We start from the raw sequence: 15,813 nt of genomic DNA, 5'->3' as shown, positions 1-15,813 counted from the left end.
GCGGGCACGGAAAACGGTGCTGGGGTTGCAAATTCTTCTGACACGGCGTGCGTGTACTCCTTTTCAAAGTGTCTTCGAAAATCACATACCTGGTGACCTTCGTCAGTCGTTCACACACTTTACCGCACGGTCAAAACTCAGGCCTCGAAAAGGTCCTGGGCCCAGTACTCCTCCTCAGAAGTTCCTCGTGGCATAACAAACACGGCGGATCCAATGTGGAAAATCCACTGATTGAGACGGTCGTTCTTGGACAGCCGCTCTTGAATCGGATTGAACTGCTCCAACGGGTCCTTCTGGAAACAAATGAATACCAGGCCGGTGTTGGTCTCGAATCGACCATTCGGTTCCGGTGGCAGGTCATAGTTGTAGACCCGTCGCAGAATCCGCTGATTAGGTTTCTCTTTCGGAGGCATTGACAGCGCAACATGGCTGTTCGGATCCGTCAGAGGCAGACCATATTCATCAGTCTTCGCCAGGTCGACGGTCTCAAACTCGTCCTTACCTCCAATTGGCGCGCCGGTGCCGATATCTCGGCCGGTAATAACAGTGCGGCTTTCGCGGTCCAACACATCCCAGCCTGGAATATCCATTTCGATACGGCGGACAACCATCGCTGTACCGCCCCGCAACCAATCCGGACCACTATCAATCCACACCTGCTTGTCGAATTCTTCACGAGTGCGCGGGTTGACCGTACCGTCCTTCTGACCGAAGAGATTGCGCGGGGTCTCGCCTTCCTGCGTAGAACCATTGGCGTGCTGGAAACCAGCTTGCACCCAGTGAACATCCAAATAAGAACCTGCATTTCGGATCATCATTCGGGCCGCATGGGAGACCATTACTGGGTCGTCCGCACAAATCTGCAGGCACAGGTCTCCGCCGTTCCACTCCGGGCGGAGCTCATCGTTAACGTACTTTGGCAGATCTCCCAGCCACTCAGGCTTCTGGTCTTCCCTATCGATGATTGTGAAGAAATTCTCCCCATATCCAACTGTGATAGTCAGATTGGCCGGACTCCCCATGAGCTCGGGTTCCAAATCCGTTCGAGTAGCCTTGCCGGCTGTCATTCGGCGGGCGTCATCCGTCCAGGCACGCATGAGGTTTTGGAGGCGATTGCGATCGACCCCCTTCTTCACGTTGAAGGCTATTAGCCATAGATTCGCCTGTGCGGGCGTCGCAATCCCCGCCTGGTGAGCGCCATCAAAAGGTACGGTTGCTGTCTGCAAAGGCGGTTTCGGTGGCTCTTCCTGTGGACGTTCCAACCCAATCGCCTGGGCTTCCGGCGCCCCCAGGGCGAGCGCTGAGGCTCCTGCGGCGGTGCCGAGCCCGCCAAGAAAACGCCTTCTGGAAAAGCCTTCGGACATGTTGTGCACTCTTACCTTTCTGATTACTTCGAACTGGAGCACATGAGATGGCTGGGAATCCGCCAACTTTTCAATAGCTTCAACGCAACCACTGGCCTATCCAATTCGACCGTATCGAAAACCTTTTTCGGAAAAAGAAAAGCGCCGGAGTTCGTTGCATATGCTGCAATAACCTGCCAACTCCAGCGCTTCTGCCACCATTAGATTCCAGTTAGTCAATTCCTCGACGTACCTGAGCTCACGCCCGCTTTACGACGAGCGATTACTTGACCAACTTGTCACAAGAATTAGTGACCCGAGTGATCCATCTCACCGCCGCCCATGTGCTCTGGGTTGTTCAGGTCACCGTCATTACCGTAGTCCTCTTCACCCGCTGGCTGGACGCGAACCTCAACGTCCTGGGTAATGCTAGAGCCGTCGGAAAGCTCAATGACGAGCTTGTACTCAGCTCCCACATCCATAGCTTCATCATTGTTCATGATCATGAAGTGAGTGCTACCCGGTTCGAGAACGAGTTCGCCATAAGCAGGAATCGTCAAACCTTCCGGCACCTCGAACATCTTGCCGTCCTTGGTATCGTGCTGCTCGAACTTCGTGCCTTCCTTCAGCCCCTCAAGCTTGAAGGAGGAAACCTTGATGTCCTTATCGGTGTTGTTGGTCAGCGTACCGAAGATGGCGGTCATGCCCTTGTCAGCCGGCTTTTCCTTGATGTAGGCATCGGCCAGCTGCACAGCAGCATCACTCTTCTCCATCTCAGAAGTAGCTTCGGTCGCAGCGGAGGTTGCGGACTCAGTCACCTCAGCAGCAGTGTTATCGTCGGACGAGCAACCTGCCAGAGCAAGGGTCAGGGCTGCGGAACCAGCGATCAGTGCAGTTGCAGTGCGATTGAGCTTCATGTGTCTATTTTGCCTTTCGATTAATAACGATGACGACAGCGGCGATGATGACGATGAGTCCACCACCGAGGCCATAAGCCCATAGCGGTATTGACTTCGTTTCCTCGGCGTGCGCACCGGTCTGACGAGATTCTGCCCCGGCTTCGGCTGCGCCAGCAGCATCCGGATCAGCCACTGAGAAAGAGGTCTTTCCTCGGGTGGAGTGACCATCAGAGGAGGTGATTTGGAAACCAATGATGTAGTTACCAGGGCCTGGATTAATATCCTCAGGGATATCCAAAGAGACCTCATTACCCACTACCTCTGGCTCGTGGGAGTACAGGACTTCCTTGGCATCTGCATCACTAATTGCAACGGTGTTGAAATTGTTCTTGGGGTTGCCGGAGAACTTGAGAGAAACGTGGTGCGGAAATTCATCGAGAACCTGCTTGTCGCCTGGGTTAGACGACAGCACGGAATCGTGAGCATGCGCGGGGCCAGCATTAATAACTGACGCGCCTGCAAAGACTACAAGCGTCGCAGCGGCGGCTACTGCACGCCGGAAACCCGACTTTGAGAACCGAAACGTTTCGCCTGAAGCGACCCGGGGACTCACTAGAACAGTTCAACTCCTTTAAGCGGGACAGTTCGAGAAGAACAGCAGTAGTCTGACCGCTGCCCTTATACCTATTGTCGGATGGTAGTCCAGAAAAGTTCCCGAGAGGGACGAATATAGTTCAGGTCACACAGCAAAACCCCGGCCGCGCAGTTTTTATACGATGCGTCGACCGGGGTTTTAAATGGTAGTCCCAACTGGGTTCGAACCAGCGACCTTTCCGGTGTGAACGGAACGCTCTTCCACTGAGCTATGGGACTCGGACAGAAAAGCACTAAGCCTTTGCTGCTCTGCGGAATAAGTTAGCACGCGTTTTGGAAGTTTCCCTAATTGGGTTGCATTGCGTTTGCGATTGCGCAGTTCGACGATTTATTACCCCACCGATGGAACTCCATGACGATAGCGACTCGATAGCCCCCAGTAACCAACCCACGAAAGCGAATAAATGACATCGTTGCGATTCAGAGGCATCAAAGGTTGGTCTTTAGCCCTACGCCCACAGGCACAATACAGATGTTCACCTGGTAATTTGTAATCAATCGCACAAGCACGCTAAAGTATCTTTCGCACCGCAAGAGAGCAATTGAGATTCTCCTTCGCTCTCCTTGCAACGTGATGCGGATGTAGCGCAGCTGGTAGCGCATAACCTTGCCAAGGTTAGGGTCGCGGGTTCGAGTCCCGTCATCCGCTCTGGTTTCTCAAGAAGTTAAGCTCTGTGGTATAACTTCGAGGCAACCACTGAGGCGGCAGCCTCACGGTGGAATGGCCGAGTGGCGAGGCAACGGCCTGCAAAGCCGTGTACACGGGTTCGATTCCCGTTTCCACCTCAGCAGAGATTCCTTACCGGTTTCGATGTAATGCGCGTTTAGCTCAGCGGGAGAGCGCTTCCCTGACACGGAAGAGGTCACTGGTTCAATCCCAGTATCGCGCACCACGTAAGCCCTTATGGGCGAGCGTATTTGCGGATGTAGCGCAGCTGGTAGCGCATAACCTTGCCAAGGTTAGGGTCGCGGGTTCGAGTCCCGTCATCCGCTCAGTGCAAAACCCCCTTCTCCTGGAAGGGGGTTGCGCTTGAAAGCTTCTATATAGCTTTTACCCCAGCGCGATTAGCTCAGTGGGAGAGCGCTTCCCTGACACGGAAGAGGTCACTGGTTCAATCCCAGTATCGCGCACCACGTAAGCCCTTATGGGCGAGCGTATTTGCGGATGTAGCGCAGCTGGTAGCGCATAACCTTGCCAAGGTTAGGGTCGCGGGTTCGAGTCCCGTCATCCGCTCCACGCTAACTCCCTTGTGGTCCTCCACAAGGGAGTTTTTTGGCGAATCAAGGAAAAGGATGCTGCAGTGGATAGCTATTGCAGCATCCTTTCGTTTGAAGGATAATCCCTGATTAAACACCTTGTTTTCCGAGAGAAAGAACCACCTGCCATGTCAGAGTTCACAGCACAGGTTCAAGCACTTCGCTCGTTGATCGAGGCCGGAGAGTTTATCTCCGAAGACACTGATGGCCTCATCCAACTTGCTCAACCAGGCGTAACCCTTCCCTACTCCAACAGCACTCCCACCGACCATGGTTCGTACTTCGGTGGCAGGCCGTATCTTCCGGAAGGTGCGACATGGCCCATCGCAAAGAGCGGTCAGCCACTGCTCCACATCATTCAGCTGAATTTTGCGGATATTGTCGGTCATGTGCGTGCGGAGGGGGCGTCGACAAGCGAAGCAACTCTCGACGGATTGATTCCCGAATCAGGAATTTTTCAACTCTTTGTCGGCGCTGATCCCCTCAGCGGCGGATTTACTTCAGATTCGCCAGGAAACGGCATGGAGATTCGCTATATCCCTGAGCCTGCGGAAGGCTTTGGCAACCACAGCTTCCCTGGACCTCATACCGCGGAGCCAGCAGCCTTCGATGAAGAGCACGAGGATTACTGCTCCCCGTTCAACGAGGATATTGGGACGGTTATGAACTCTCCGATTTCCTTGTCTAGTGCAGTGGCAATGATCCCTCCCACTGACCAAGCAGTGTACGAGGCGTTGGAGTCCGAAAAGGACGATGACTTTCTTGATAACGATGACTACTTTGACGAGCTAGTTGAGTTGCGAGCCGCAGCCAGTAACCAAAGCAACATTATGCTTGGCGGTTTCCCCGCTTTCGCGCAAGACCCTTTTCAGCCTGATGGGTACGTTCACTTCCTAGAGATCGATTCCACATATCTCGAAGAAGAAGAGCTCCCCTTCGAGGCCATGTGGGGCGATCTAGGTGTGGCCCACGTATTCCTTCACCCAGACGCGTTGAAGAAGATGCACGCCGGCGAGGCCGTGGTGTACCGCTCCGAAAATACTGGCACGACCGATGGTGCTGTTTTCTACTGGGATTGTGGCTAGGTTTGTTTTCCACAATCGCCCCATTTGGTTTGCCTTTAATCCAAACCACAGTTTCGACCATTACCTGGAGTAAATAAAGTGGTAGGCGACTTTCTTATATTCGCAGTTATTATCGTATTTGTATCCCTTTTAGTATTTTTTGTTGAATTCCGCGGATCCGATAAACCTGTGGAGTGGCCACAGGCGAATATTGGTGTTGGACAGATCGAATCCTTCAGCGTCACCGGCAAGCCCGATAAGAAGGGTTACTACACGGTCATCATGCAGATGGCAGTCGAGGCACAAGATGGGAGCCACTTTAAGTCGGTTTTGACCCGTCAACTACCGGAACATAAGCACTCCCTCCTGCAGCAAGGCATACTCGTCCCTGTGATGTACCGCCCAGACCGACCGGAGAAGGTCAAGATTGCCCGCGGCAGGCATGAGAAACGGGCTCAAGATTTCCTGAACCAAGTCAAGATTCGCGATGGAATTCTTGATCGCGAAATGTTAGAGGCTGATCTACGAGGACGTCCGACTTACTCACAGGTGAAATACATCAAAGACACCGGACGAAAAGTTCGTGGCCTCAATGAATATGAACTTGGACTGTCTGTCTTCCCGGCGCATGGTGAGCCCTACTCTGCCACTAAGACAATGGTGTTAATGAATTACGAGGCGGCAGCGGTAACCCCGGGGACCATCCTGCCGACACGATACCTTCCAAATCAACCAAACGCACTGGTAGTTAGCCTGCGTCCTAAGAATGAAAAGGCCGATGCAAAATGACGAACTATGAGTCGTGGGAAAACGAAGAACTAAATGAGCTGGAAAAATATCGGCGAACTGCAGACGTTGGCGGCCATAACCGTACCGGTACAGGTGCGAGCACCGGTGGCGACGGCAGCATTCCGGACTATTTCGACCAGTCGGACTTTGACTGTCCATTCTCTGAAACAGGAAGTTTTACCAACGGTTGGTGCGACGCTCTAAATTTCGGTGACGGCAGCGACAGCGGAGACGGCGGGGACTCGAACAACAACAATAACAATAACAATAACAACAACAATAATAATGGCTAAGACAATACTTCCGTTACCGACGATTCCTACCGTCGGCGTGCCAGCACTTGATGAGACCGCTGCTGCGGACAACGCCACTTTTCAAGCAGCTGTAACCACTAAAGCTGGATTCAGACTTCACCACAAAGCAATTAAGCTGACCTTTGTTCCTAACCAGTATTGCAATCTTGGGTGCAGTTACTGCTACCTGGGCGATCTCACCGAGAACAAAGACAATCCTTCGGATGTAGTGTCACAATTCAATCGCATTGCGAACCATCTGGATCACCAGGGAATCCTCATCAGCTCGTTACTTTTGCACGGTGCGGAAATTTCGACTTTGCCAGCATCTGTATTGCGCGACCTGTTCAACGCATATACGGAGTATCGCTCTAAGTATCGCTTGCAGCTCAAAGCTTTAGGCAGCAACGGCGCAGCGATCCACATTAAAACCAATCTGTACAACTCCGATAAATTAAGGCCCCTCTACGAGGAGTTCGAAGTTTCCATTTCAGGCAGCTTTGATTTGCCATTTAGCCTGCATGAGAAACTGCGTACAACCAAGGCGGGGAAATCGACCCTCAAGCGAACAATTAACAATGTTTTGCTCCTTGGTGAATATCCATTCCGCAAGCAGATAAGCTGCGTAGTTGGGAAAGAACACCTCGAACGCATCGACGAGTTTATTCATGATATTGAATGGCTCGATGAACATGGTTTTGACATGGTTACCGACTTCTACATCATGTTTGCCTACGATAGCGTGAAGTCGGACTACACTTCCCAGCTCAACCAGCAGGAAATGGTTGAATTCTTCGAAGCTTTGCGGCTCCATTTCGAAGGCACAAAGTTCGAACAAGCCATTTATTATGAGTGGTTCAAGGAATTTACCCACGGTTACTGCACTAATCAGATCAATTGCGGCACCAATAACTTTCTAGTGCAGAAGGACGGGGACGTTTACCCGTGCCACAGAGGTCAGGCAGAACCTGACTTGAAGTTTGGCAATATTCTCCAACTGGGAATGCCTGAGTTGATTACGCGCGGCGGCGATGCCATTCGCGCTTATGAGCGGGCCAATCCTGCTCTATCCAGTGACTGCATTAGCTGTGAGTATTTCTATCTCTGCCATGCCGGGTGTCCAATTCAACGCAACAACACCCAGCAGGACAAGGCCTATACCTGCGGTATCCAGAAGGCGCTTTATCGCGCCCAACCACATCGCTTTCCGCCCAAGCCGGAAGTTTCGCGCCGCCTTGTTGACTCATTCATTCGACAAAACCAGCCGCGTATTTACGATGACCTGTCAGTTCCTCGAGTAATTGAGTTTAATCCCGAGCTCTTCGAAGAGAAGAACTCGATTACATCGATTATCAACCGCGATTCTAATTTGGCAACGTTGTTCCGAAAAGGTGCGATACGTCTCCATGTCAACGAGGCGTCCTGTGACTTGTTCTCCAGCCGACTCTATGGTCGCATCACCCAGGCCAATATTTCGCCTAGCGATAGCATCAAGGTGTTTGTCGCAGACGACCTTTGGGCACTGAATGCAGGCGACGGCGCAATTAACGCGGTCCGGGTACAACTCTTGCGTGACAATCTCGTTGTCTATGGAGACGAGGCCCGAACAAAGATGGAGCACGTCGCCACGACCGATTTTTATGCCGCAGAACTGACTCGCGCGGAAGGTGGTTGGATTTTGGATTTAACCGGGTTTTTCAAGCAGTACGCACACACGTTCCTTCCCGATTATGGCAATCTCTTATCGATCACAACGATCAAAGCTCGTGAATACCACTACGCAAAGCACGCCAAAAACGCGTTCTACCACCTGGAAACGGTGAATCTTCCCTTCCACGAATTTCGGTTTGATTGGAAGCCAGATCCGTCAATTGATATTCAGGCTACATAGAAACGACCGCCCCAGGAACTTCCCTGGAGCGGTCTTCTCTTTTCGAACTCACAAATCGAGTTTGACGTTAAGCTGCGTCGCGAGCGCCAAGCTCCCGGTCGATACGCAGCAGGCCAGCACCGTTGTCGCCAACAATCTCCAGGCGACCGATGATGCCACGCACGGTGTCCTCTTCCTCAATCTGCTCAACCACGAAGCTGTCCAGCAGCGGGCGGGAGTCGAGATCACCCTCGCTATCAGCAAGCTTGCGGAGGTTACGGATAGATGCCGAAACCTTCTCTTCATGCTCGAGAGCAATGCGGAATGCATCGATTGCGGAAGTGACCTTCACCTCCGGTGCGTCGACAGCACCAATCTGCGGGTGGTTGTCGCGAGCATCGAGGTGTGCGATGAACTGGTTCGCGTGATCAACTTCCTCATCCGCCTGTGCACGCATCCACTCTGCCATGCCGGAGAAATCCAGCAGGTCCAGTTCGATTGCCAGCTGGCGGTAGACGTGGGAAGCGGTGAGCTCCATAGTGATCTGGTCGTTGAATGCCTTCTCAAGAGTATCTGTTAGTCGCATGCCCCTACTATAAGTCCAATCGTTATAAATGACAACGATTATAATACTTCCCTTATAAGCCAGGCCTTGCCTATTCTGCAATCGTCGGCTTAACCTCGGCGGTATGGCTACACTCACCTCCGTAAGCCCATCGACCGACGAAATTCTGCAGTTTCTTTCTCGACCTGCGCAAACGACACATGATACAGCGGCGGTGTCTCACAACACCTCCACCGTCACGGCCATCGCCGTCACCAGCTTGGACGGACGCGGCGCCGTCGAAGGCACCTCTGGCCAGCTTGGCAACGACACCGATGCCACGGTTTTCAACACGCTTCGCGCGCTTGCCGACGTCGTTTTCGTTGGTACAGGCACCATTGCGTCCGAGGGGTACGGGCCAGTTGAGATACCGGAGTACCTAGAGGCCGTTCGACAGAAGCTAGGTCGCTCCGAGCACGTGGCGATGTCCACACTTTCGCGCTCGTTGGATTTAGATATAAAATCTGACTTTTTCGCGAATGCAGAAGTCAATCCTCCGATAATCTTCACCCCGACTAAAGATGCTTTTAATGATGAAGAGGCAAGAGCCGCTCACAAGAACAAAGCTAAAAAGATGGAGTCGGCCGGGGCTCGCGTCGTTAAGTTCCCTAACCCCTCGGTAAAAGCGGCGTTAACGTGGCTGGCTGAACATGGGTATCGGGACATTGTCGTAGAGGGTGGATCGACGATGTATCGAGAAGCATTCAAAAAGGGGTGCGTCGACGAACTGTTCCTGACATTGTCGCCGATGTGGGTGGGTAACGGCCCCCTGACTTTCGGCGAGAACGACCCTGATGAGGACTCGAACTCGACGAACCCGCAGGCTTTTGAAGTGCGGGATATCCTACGTTCCGACTCACACATCTTCCTACGCTATTCCCGCAGCTTCACCCAGTAGGGTGGAGTATTGTGAGTAAACCAAAAATCGACGTGAGCGCAAGCGCAACGGCATTAACGCAAACGTCCAAGGACACGCCAGAGACAAATTCGGTGGCTCCACGCCCTCTGTCTCGGCACGTGTCGCGAGGACTCAGCGCTTTCTTGTGGCCTATCGCAGCTGTGGTGATTTTTCACCGCACCTGGGTTTTGCCGAAAGACGTTTCTGGCACAGATGACTTTACGACCGTCTGGTCGGCAATTAATCGATTCGTATCGCAGGTACCCGTTTATTCGGAAGACTACGTAACAGCCGATCCGCACTATCTGTATTCCCCAGGCGCTACCCTACTTTTAGCCCCGATTGATTTGTTCGGCTCGCTTGAATCGGGCCGAATCTGGTTTGCGGTGTTTCAGTCAGCTGCAATCATTGCGGCAATTGTATTGCTGCTGAGGTGGCTTGGTATTGCGCGCTCTGGCCCCATCATTCCAGCGTCGATAGCACTGCTCTACCTCACGGAACCCGTTACCAACACCCTTGATTTTACGAACGTCAACGGTTCACTCTTCCTTGCATTAGTGCTGTTTTTTATTGCTCTGACCGAGCGGCGCAATATCCTGGCCGGCCTGATCATCGGTATCGCAATCACCATTAAACCTGTTTTCTTGCCAATGCTGTTCCTACCGTTCATGCGCAGGCAGTTCTCTACGGTACTGACCAGTATCGGAGTGGTAATTGCAGCCAATGTCATTGCGTGGCCGCTCATGGTCCAACCACGTGACTACCTAGATATCACCGTCCCCTACCTGGGAGTTGTCCGTGACTTTGCAAATGCTTCACTGACTGGACAGCTTGTTTGGCTAGGTGCCCATCCGACCCTGATTTTGCTGTGGCAGATCTTTTTCGGCATTTTCGTCTTGGTATCCGTCGTGCTCCTTCTTCGCTGGCTCGAAAGGGATGAGATATTCTGGATTGCTACGACTTCCGGAGTTCTCTTCACCGGCGCGTTCTTCCTTTCCAGCCTGGGCCAGCAGTACTACTCGATGACGCTCTTGCCAATGGTTCTCACCGTGCTTCGCCCATTGGTTTTGGCTCGCGACAATGAAGGAAATATTGGTTCGACAGTCATGTTGAATTGGGGCGCAGGACTCGGAGTCGTACTCTGTTTCTTCTACGCCAATTGGTGGATTGATGAAGATGACCTCTTTTTCCCGTGGTTCACGGTTGCAATCGGCGGTATTGGATGGGCCGTTCTTATTCTCTCCATCACGGCAGCACTCATTCGAATGACGATTGTGGATGCCGTCAATGGGCGTAGCTTTGCATCCGGCTTCAGCTGGCTGAGCGACTGGAAGATAGCAGGCAGGAAGTCTAATCAGGAATCTGATCTCAAGTCTGAGGAGGCTATTCAGAATGGTTGATTCGCATAGCGAAGACTGGAATCTGAGCGAAGAAGAATGGCGCGAACGCCTCAGTGCCGCGGAGTACCAGGTTTTGCGTCAGGCAGGTACTGAACGCGCCTTCACCGGTGAGTACACCGATACCAAGACTCAAGGTGTCTACCGCTGCCGGGCCTGTGGTTACGAGCTGTTTCGGTCGAACGAGAAGTTCGACTCTCACTGCGGTTGGCCATCCTTCTTCTCTCCACTAGCTGGAGACCGGATTATTGAGCGCCGAGACACCAGCCTCGGTATGGTCCGTACCGAAGTGCTGTGCAGTCGTTGCAAGTCTCACCTCGGCCACGTCTTTGAGGGTGAGGGATACAATACTCCGACCGACCTGCGTTATTGCATCAATTCAATTTCACTCACGCTCGAACCGGACAAGACGGCTGAATAACTAGATAGAGAAGCAGCGCCGCTGGTCAAAATCCCGTCAGTTAACGGGGCTTGACCAGCGGCGCTGCTGATTCTCTCGTTGATTGCGTGAGCTACGGCAGAACGTTGATGATCTCTGCGATGTCATCGACGCGACGTCCCGTGTGGAACGGAATCTCTTCGCGGACGTGCAGACGAGCCTCGGTGTAACGCATCTTCCACATCAAGTCCACAATGCGGTCGAGCTCCGGCCCCTCGAATGCAAGGATCCACTCGTAGTCACCGAGTGCGAACGCCGGGACAGTATTGGCGCGCACATCCGGGTAGTCACGACCGGCCATACCGTGTTCAGCAAGGATGCGGCGTCGCTCGGTCGGCTCCAGCAGGTACCAGTCGTAGGAACGAACGAAGGGGTAAACCGCAATCCATCGTCCCGGCTCTTCACCCATGATGAACGACGGCAGGTGCGACTTGTTGAACTCAGCTGGACGGTGCAGCGCAGCGTTCGACCAGTGCGGAGTGGATGCCTTGCCCAGCGGAGTCTCGCGCAGGAAGGCGTTGTAGAACGCCTGCAGGTCTTCCAGCTTCTCTGCGTGGATCCAGAACATGAAGTCGGCTTCAGCACGCATGGCCGAAACATCGTAGAAACCACGGATGATCAGATCAGTGTCTTCGTAACGAGCCAGGAATTCCTTGGTCTTAGCCACTGCCTCTTCGCGGTTATCACCGAGTGCACCTGGGGTCACCTTGAAGGCAGACCACATGGTGTAGCGGATGGTGTCGTTGAGCTTCTTGAAATCGAGCTTGGTCATTAGTTGTCTCCTAGTTCGGTTGAAAGGTTTGTTTAAAAACGATGGGTCAGCGCCAGTTTCGTACTCAGCACCAATCTCGCAGCTTTATGCCAGCTCCGCAGCAATCTTGCTGGCCGCAGCCTTGGCGTTGGAGATACATTCCGGAATGCCCGGGCCACTGAGCCACGCCCCTGTTGCTGCAAGCTTAGGCACCTCGGCCAAATCCTGGCGAGCAAAATCCATCAGGCCTCCATGCCCCATATCGAAGCGTGGAATCCCCGCCCACCAACGCTGGACGAAAACCGCTGTCGGTTCGGCATCAAAGCCAGTCGCCTTAGCCAAATCTGCTTTTGCCCTGGCGATGAGGTCCTCGTCGCTACGATGCACGTGCGAGTCATCATCAAAACGGCCGAAGCTTGCCCTCACAACGGCACCGTAGCGCTCACCAATATGTGGCCACTTCCGGGACGACACTGTAAAAGCTTTCGCGGACAGGTCAGCACCAATCTCGCACAACACGCCGTTGATCTCCGGCAGTCCTTCCGACGAGTCGAAACACATACCGACCACCGCCGAGTTCGACGTGTCTACCCCACCAATGAGCTCGGCCGCCTCTGGCGCAAGATTGCTCAACAGCTCCGATGTGGTTGCAGAAGGTGCCGCCACGACAACACCGTCGACGTCGATAGTGCTAATGCTCGTGCCGCTTTCCGACGGCAGTTCCACTGTCACCTCAAAGCCGTTGTCATGCTGGCGCAGACCAGTAGCCTTCGTCGACAAGAGGAGTTCGGCTCCCGATTCGTCGACAAGCGTGTTGTAGAGAACCTCGAAGCCATCGCGGAACGTTTGGAAGACCACCGGTCGCTTCGTCTTCGTCGAATCTGTCGCAGCCTCACTACTCAGACGCGCCTGCTGCGCCTCCTTACGTGCTTCCAGAACGCGCTGGACAGCGCCGGTGAGGCTGACATGGTCACCGACACTAGCCATTTCATCAAGCGCTGCCGCCAGCTGTGGGATGGTCGCACGCAGACCCAGATCGTATGCGGTGGTTGAGTAGACGCCCCCGAGCAGCGGGGAGACGATGCGGTCAACGACTTCCTCACCGAGCCGCGCCGCGACCAGCTGGCCGACATTCATGTCGTCTCCCAGTACCCAGTGCAAGGCTGGAGTGAGCTCGGGGTTCGACTCGGCATCAATCTTGGCGAGGGTGGCCTCGCTGAGGAGGTAGCCCAACCCTTCTGAGCTTCCTGGAATACCGGTGACCGTGTTACGCGGAAGGTCCTTGAGTTCACCTCCAATGTAGAGCTTGGAAGGCAGCCCCGAAGGGGCGACTAGCTGATCTGCCAAACCGAGTTCCTTGAAAAACTCGGTGGCATCGTGACGGAACGCCAGGTACGCCTCAGCGCCCGCTTCGAGAGGGCCGTTAGTTCCTGTTCGAGTCTTCAGCTTGCCGCCGACCTGTGCACTGGACTCGATGACAATTATTCTTGCGGCGGGTCCGAGCTTTTTACGCAACTCATACGCTGCGGTCAGGCCGGAGATACCGCCACCTATGACGGCAATGGTAGAAGGTTGTGCAACCACGGTATTTCGTACGCTTTCTCTATGCCCGCGCCTCGAGCGGGCACGGTCGATAAGACTTGTAGGAAATTAGCTAGTGCGTGTTTTACACGCCTGTTGCGTCGGCTTTTACGTTGCGTGAATGATCTCAACGGCGCGCGTAATCGCGTCGGCATCGGTATTCGGTAGCACCCCGTGACCCAAGTTGAAGATATGTCCACGGGCGTCACCACGCTTAATTGCACGGTCCGCCTCAGAGCAGATGCGCTGAATCTCTTGGGTCATTGCATCTTCACCGGCAAAGAGAATCGCCGGGTCAAGGTTTCCCTGCAATGCAAGGCTGTTTTCCGCAGGGTCTGCGCCTCGGTGAACGTCGGAAAGCGTGGCACGAATGCGGTTGGCAGCAACGTCCAGTGGCACGCGCCAGTCGACGCCCATGACTTCTGGGCCGGCTTCAGCCATCGCACCGAGAAGCTCGCCGGTGCCCACACCGAAGTGGATGCGCGGAATGCCGGCGTCGGCGACGGCCTGGAAGATTTCCTTCGAGTACGGCAACACAAAGCGGCGGTAATCACGCTCGGTGAGATAGCCAGCCCAGGAGTCGAAGAGCTGAATAGCGTCCACACCAGCACCAATCTGCGCGCGCAGGAAAGCAATCACCATCGGAGTGATTTTCTGCATCAGGTGATCCCACAATTCAGGGTCCGAGTGCATCAGCGCCTTAGTGCGCTCGTGATTGCGGGATGGACCGCCTTCGATCAGGTACGACGCCAAAGTGAATGGTGCACCGGCGAAGCCAATGAGTGCCTGAGTCTCAGTCAGCTCTTGCAGAATGAGGCCGATACCCTCGGCCACCGGAGCGAGTTGCTCTTCCGTGACTTCCGGCAGCGCCTTAATGTCTGCTTCCGAGCGCACCGGAGTATCCATTACTGGACCGCGGCCAGGAACAATATCCAGGTTGACACCTGCGGCCTTCAGTGGCACGACGATATCGGAAAAAAGAATCGCAGCATCAACGTCGTGCCTACGTACCGGCTGCATAGTAATCTCAGCGAGCAGTTCCGGGCGGAAGCAAGAGTCCAACATACCGATGTCCTTGCGCACCTCACGGTACTCAGGCAGTGAACGACCAGCTTGCCGCATAAACCACACCGGGCGGCGCGACGGAGTTCGACCGTAAGCTGCATCAAGAATCGGGGCATCAGTCAAAGTGCGACGATTGTTCATACGGACAATCATGCCCCACTTACCTTAGAAATTGATGTGTGGGGTACTAAGAACAGGGAAATCGCTCGCCCTGCTGTGCGTTTTCGACGAACCGCTTGGTCGCTTCCCACTCTTTTCGGCGCGCCTCCCACTAACGCAAGCGTCATATGGCTAAGTTCAGGCGCGTGAATGGAACCGATTCAATGCCACAGAACTTCCGCGCCGCGGTCCAGTCAATGCACTCTGCTGAACTGCGACCTGAGATTGCTCTGGGCACCGTTCGGCCACCGCAGAAGCTGGCACCGTTTAGCCACGCTGTCTCGCTTGAGGTCACGCAGCCCGAAGCTGATATCGTCCCCGAGTCCTCGGACGACGATGCCTTTGGTCGTTTAATTTTGCTCCATGACCCCCGCAGTGAGGAAACCTGGGACGGTGACATGCGCTTGGTTGCATACATCCAGGCGGATATGGATGCCTCCCTCGCGGAAGATCCGTTGCTTCCCCAGGTTGCCTGGCAATGGCTCACCGAGGCTCTGGCTGAGAACAACGCCGAACTGTCGAACTTGGGTGGCACGGTGACTACTACGAACTCTGTCCGCTATGGCGAGATCGGCGGCAAGCCACAGGCCTTTCAATTAGAAATGCGCGCATCGTGGACTGCTCGTGGCACCGACCTGCGCACCCACGTTGAATCCTTCGCTCAGGTACTAGCGAACGTCGCTGGTCTGCCACCCGTCGGCGTTTCCCTGCTGGGCTGATACCGGCGACTGCTGATACCGACGACCGAAG

The 15,813-nt window shown here is 54.2% G+C and carries 15 protein-coding genes and 7 tRNA genes; 14 read left to right on the top strand and 8 right to left on the bottom strand.

Annotation, left to right across the window (positions count from 1 at the left end; genetic code table 11):
• Nucleotides 1-137: 137 nt before the first annotated feature.
• The 4 genes from CRD18_RS03890 to CRD18_RS03875 all read right to left on the bottom strand — a co-directional run bounded on the left by CRD18_RS03890 (nt 138) and on the right by CRD18_RS03875 (nt 3,115).
• Nucleotides 138-1,364, bottom strand: coding sequence for a Dyp-type peroxidase (locus tag CRD18_RS03890; RefSeq protein WP_040361740.1), 1,227 nt, complete (start codon nt 1,362-1,364; stop codon nt 138-140).
• A gap of 287 nt (nt 1,365-1,651) precedes the next feature.
• Complete coding sequence (locus CRD18_RS03885; protein ID WP_049193674.1) at nt 1,652-2,260, bottom strand: copper chaperone PCu(A)C; 609 nt, start codon at nt 2,258-2,260, stop codon at nt 1,652-1,654.
• A 4-nt stretch (nt 2,261-2,264) separates the two neighbouring features.
• Nucleotides 2,265-2,855 carry a copper resistance CopC family protein gene (locus tag CRD18_RS03880; protein WP_040361738.1) on the bottom strand — a complete coding sequence of 197 codons (591 nt, stop codon included), beginning with the start codon at nt 2,853-2,855 and terminating at the stop codon, nt 2,265-2,267.
• Nucleotides 2,856-3,040: 185 nt separating this feature from the next.
• Nucleotides 3,041-3,115 (bottom strand) — tRNA-Val (locus tag CRD18_RS03875).
• A 357-nt stretch (nt 3,116-3,472) separates the two neighbouring features.
• Here CRD18_RS03875 and CRD18_RS03870 point away from each other — a divergent pair.
• The 10 genes from CRD18_RS03870 (at nt 3,473) to CRD18_RS03825 (ending at nt 8,190) form a co-directional block, all read left to right on the top strand.
• A tRNA-Gly gene (locus tag CRD18_RS03870) sits at nt 3,473-3,545 on the top strand.
• 66 nt (nt 3,546-3,611) lie between these two features.
• Nucleotides 3,612-3,682: transfer RNA gene (locus CRD18_RS03865), tRNA-Cys, on the top strand.
• 32 nt (nt 3,683-3,714) lie between these two features.
• Nucleotides 3,715-3,789: transfer RNA gene (locus CRD18_RS03860), tRNA-Val, on the top strand.
• A gap of 27 nt (nt 3,790-3,816) precedes the next feature.
• Nucleotides 3,817-3,889, top strand: a tRNA-Gly gene (locus CRD18_RS03855).
• Nucleotides 3,890-3,955: 66 nt separating this feature from the next.
• Nucleotides 3,956-4,030: transfer RNA gene (locus CRD18_RS03850), tRNA-Val, on the top strand.
• A 27-nt stretch (nt 4,031-4,057) separates the two neighbouring features.
• Nucleotides 4,058-4,133: transfer RNA gene (locus CRD18_RS03845), tRNA-Gly, on the top strand.
• A gap of 148 nt (nt 4,134-4,281) precedes the next feature.
• Nucleotides 4,282-5,238: a DUF1963 domain-containing protein gene (locus CRD18_RS03840; protein ID WP_049193214.1), complete on the top strand. Its 957-nt coding sequence runs from the start codon at nt 4,282-4,284 to the stop codon at nt 5,236-5,238.
• A 78-nt stretch (nt 5,239-5,316) separates the two neighbouring features.
• The gene (locus CRD18_RS03835; protein ID WP_049193212.1) at nt 5,317-6,006 is read left to right on the top strand and encodes a hypothetical protein; all 690 of its coding nucleotides are present in this window, start codon (nt 5,317-5,319) and stop codon (nt 6,004-6,006) included.
• A complete protein-coding gene (locus tag CRD18_RS03830) occupies nt 6,003-6,299 on the top strand; it encodes a hypothetical protein (protein WP_070438326.1) in 297 nt (98 codons plus the stop codon). Before CRD18_RS03835 ends, CRD18_RS03830 begins: the two co-directional genes overlap by 4 nt.
• Nucleotides 6,292-8,190 carry a radical SAM protein gene (locus CRD18_RS03825; RefSeq protein ID WP_049193209.1) on the top strand — a complete coding sequence of 633 codons (1,899 nt, stop codon included), beginning with the start codon at nt 6,292-6,294 and terminating at the stop codon, nt 8,188-8,190. Before CRD18_RS03830 ends, CRD18_RS03825 begins: the two co-directional genes overlap by 8 nt.
• A 67-nt stretch (nt 8,191-8,257) precedes the next feature.
• Here CRD18_RS03825 and CRD18_RS03820 read toward each other — a convergent pair whose 3' ends face one another.
• The gene (locus CRD18_RS03820; RefSeq protein ID WP_070438323.1) at nt 8,258-8,755 is read right to left on the bottom strand and encodes a ferritin; all 498 of its coding nucleotides are present in this window, start codon (nt 8,753-8,755) and stop codon (nt 8,258-8,260) included.
• A gap of 103 nt (nt 8,756-8,858) precedes the next feature.
• Between CRD18_RS03820 and CRD18_RS03815 the strand changes: the two genes are divergently transcribed.
• From CRD18_RS03815 to msrB, 3 genes are all read left to right on the top strand, one after another.
• On the top strand, nt 8,859-9,671 hold the full coding sequence (locus CRD18_RS03815; protein WP_049193029.1) for a dihydrofolate reductase family protein: 813 nt from the start codon (nt 8,859-8,861) through the stop codon (nt 9,669-9,671).
• Between the two features lie 143 nt (nt 9,672-9,814).
• Nucleotides 9,815-11,071, top strand: coding sequence for a glycosyltransferase family 87 protein (locus tag CRD18_RS03810; protein ID WP_070827430.1), 1,257 nt, complete (start codon nt 9,815-9,817; stop codon nt 11,069-11,071).
• Nucleotides 11,064-11,489: a peptide-methionine (R)-S-oxide reductase MsrB gene (msrB, locus tag CRD18_RS03805; RefSeq protein ID WP_048733231.1), complete on the top strand. Its 426-nt coding sequence runs from the start codon at nt 11,064-11,066 to the stop codon at nt 11,487-11,489. Before CRD18_RS03810 ends, msrB begins: the two co-directional genes overlap by 8 nt.
• A gap of 91 nt (nt 11,490-11,580) precedes the next feature.
• Here msrB and hemQ read toward each other — a convergent pair whose 3' ends face one another.
• From hemQ to hemE, 3 genes are all read right to left on the bottom strand, one after another.
• Nucleotides 11,581-12,279 carry a hydrogen peroxide-dependent heme synthase gene (hemQ, locus tag CRD18_RS03800; RefSeq protein ID WP_049173031.1) on the bottom strand — a complete coding sequence of 233 codons (699 nt, stop codon included), beginning with the start codon at nt 12,277-12,279 and terminating at the stop codon, nt 11,581-11,583.
• An 84-nt stretch (nt 12,280-12,363) separates the two neighbouring features.
• Nucleotides 12,364-13,842, bottom strand: a complete 1,479-nt coding sequence (gene hemG / locus CRD18_RS03795; RefSeq protein ID WP_049193028.1) for a protoporphyrinogen oxidase — start codon at nt 13,840-13,842, stop codon at nt 12,364-12,366.
• 105 nt (nt 13,843-13,947) lie between these two features.
• Nucleotides 13,948-15,057: a uroporphyrinogen decarboxylase gene (hemE, locus tag CRD18_RS03790; RefSeq protein WP_049193027.1), complete on the bottom strand. Its 1,110-nt coding sequence runs from the start codon at nt 15,055-15,057 to the stop codon at nt 13,948-13,950.
• 170 nt (nt 15,058-15,227) lie between these two features.
• On the opposite strand from hemE, the gene CRD18_RS03785 reads away from it, so the two are divergent.
• Nucleotides 15,228-15,782, top strand: a complete 555-nt coding sequence (locus CRD18_RS03785; protein WP_016422661.1) for a DUF3000 domain-containing protein — start codon at nt 15,228-15,230, stop codon at nt 15,780-15,782.
• Nucleotides 15,783-15,813: the final 31 nt, after the last annotated feature.

Source organism: Corynebacterium sp. LK31 (assembly GCF_014335015.1).
Taxonomy (GTDB): domain Bacteria; phylum Actinomycetota; class Actinomycetes; order Mycobacteriales; family Mycobacteriaceae; genus Corynebacterium; species Corynebacterium jeikeium_D.
This window is presented reverse-complemented; position numbering and strand designations above follow the sequence as displayed.

Excerpts from the sequence above, each read along its gene's own strand:
- CRD18_RS03890 (WP_040361740.1), bottom strand. The coding sequence starts at position 1,364 with ATGTCCGAAGGCTTTTCCAGAAGGCGTTTTCTTGGCGGGCTCGGCACC.
- CRD18_RS03885 (WP_049193674.1), bottom strand. The coding sequence starts at position 2,260 with ATGAAGCTCAATCGCACTGCAACTGCACTGATCGCTGGTTCCGCAGCC.
- CRD18_RS03840 (WP_049193214.1), top strand. The coding sequence starts at position 4,282 with ATGTCAGAGTTCACAGCACAGGTTCAAGCACTTCGCTCGTTGATCGAG.
- CRD18_RS03830 (WP_070438326.1), top strand. The coding sequence starts at position 6,003 with ATGACGAACTATGAGTCGTGGGAAAACGAAGAACTAAATGAGCTGGAA.
- CRD18_RS03825 (WP_049193209.1), top strand. The coding sequence starts at position 6,292 with ATGGCTAAGACAATACTTCCGTTACCGACGATTCCTACCGTCGGCGTG.
- CRD18_RS03820 (WP_070438323.1), bottom strand. The coding sequence starts at position 8,755 with ATGCGACTAACAGATACTCTTGAGAAGGCATTCAACGACCAGATCACT.
- CRD18_RS03815 (WP_049193029.1), top strand. The coding sequence starts at position 8,859 with ATGGCTACACTCACCTCCGTAAGCCCATCGACCGACGAAATTCTGCAG.
- msrB (WP_048733231.1), top strand. The coding sequence starts at position 11,064 with ATGGTTGATTCGCATAGCGAAGACTGGAATCTGAGCGAAGAAGAATGG.
- hemQ (WP_049173031.1), bottom strand. The coding sequence starts at position 12,279 with ATGACCAAGCTCGATTTCAAGAAGCTCAACGACACCATCCGCTACACC.
- hemE (WP_049193027.1), bottom strand. The coding sequence starts at position 15,057 with ATGATTGTCCGTATGAACAATCGTCGCACTTTGACTGATGCCCCGATT.
- CRD18_RS03785 (WP_016422661.1), top strand. The coding sequence starts at position 15,228 with ATGCCACAGAACTTCCGCGCCGCGGTCCAGTCAATGCACTCTGCTGAA.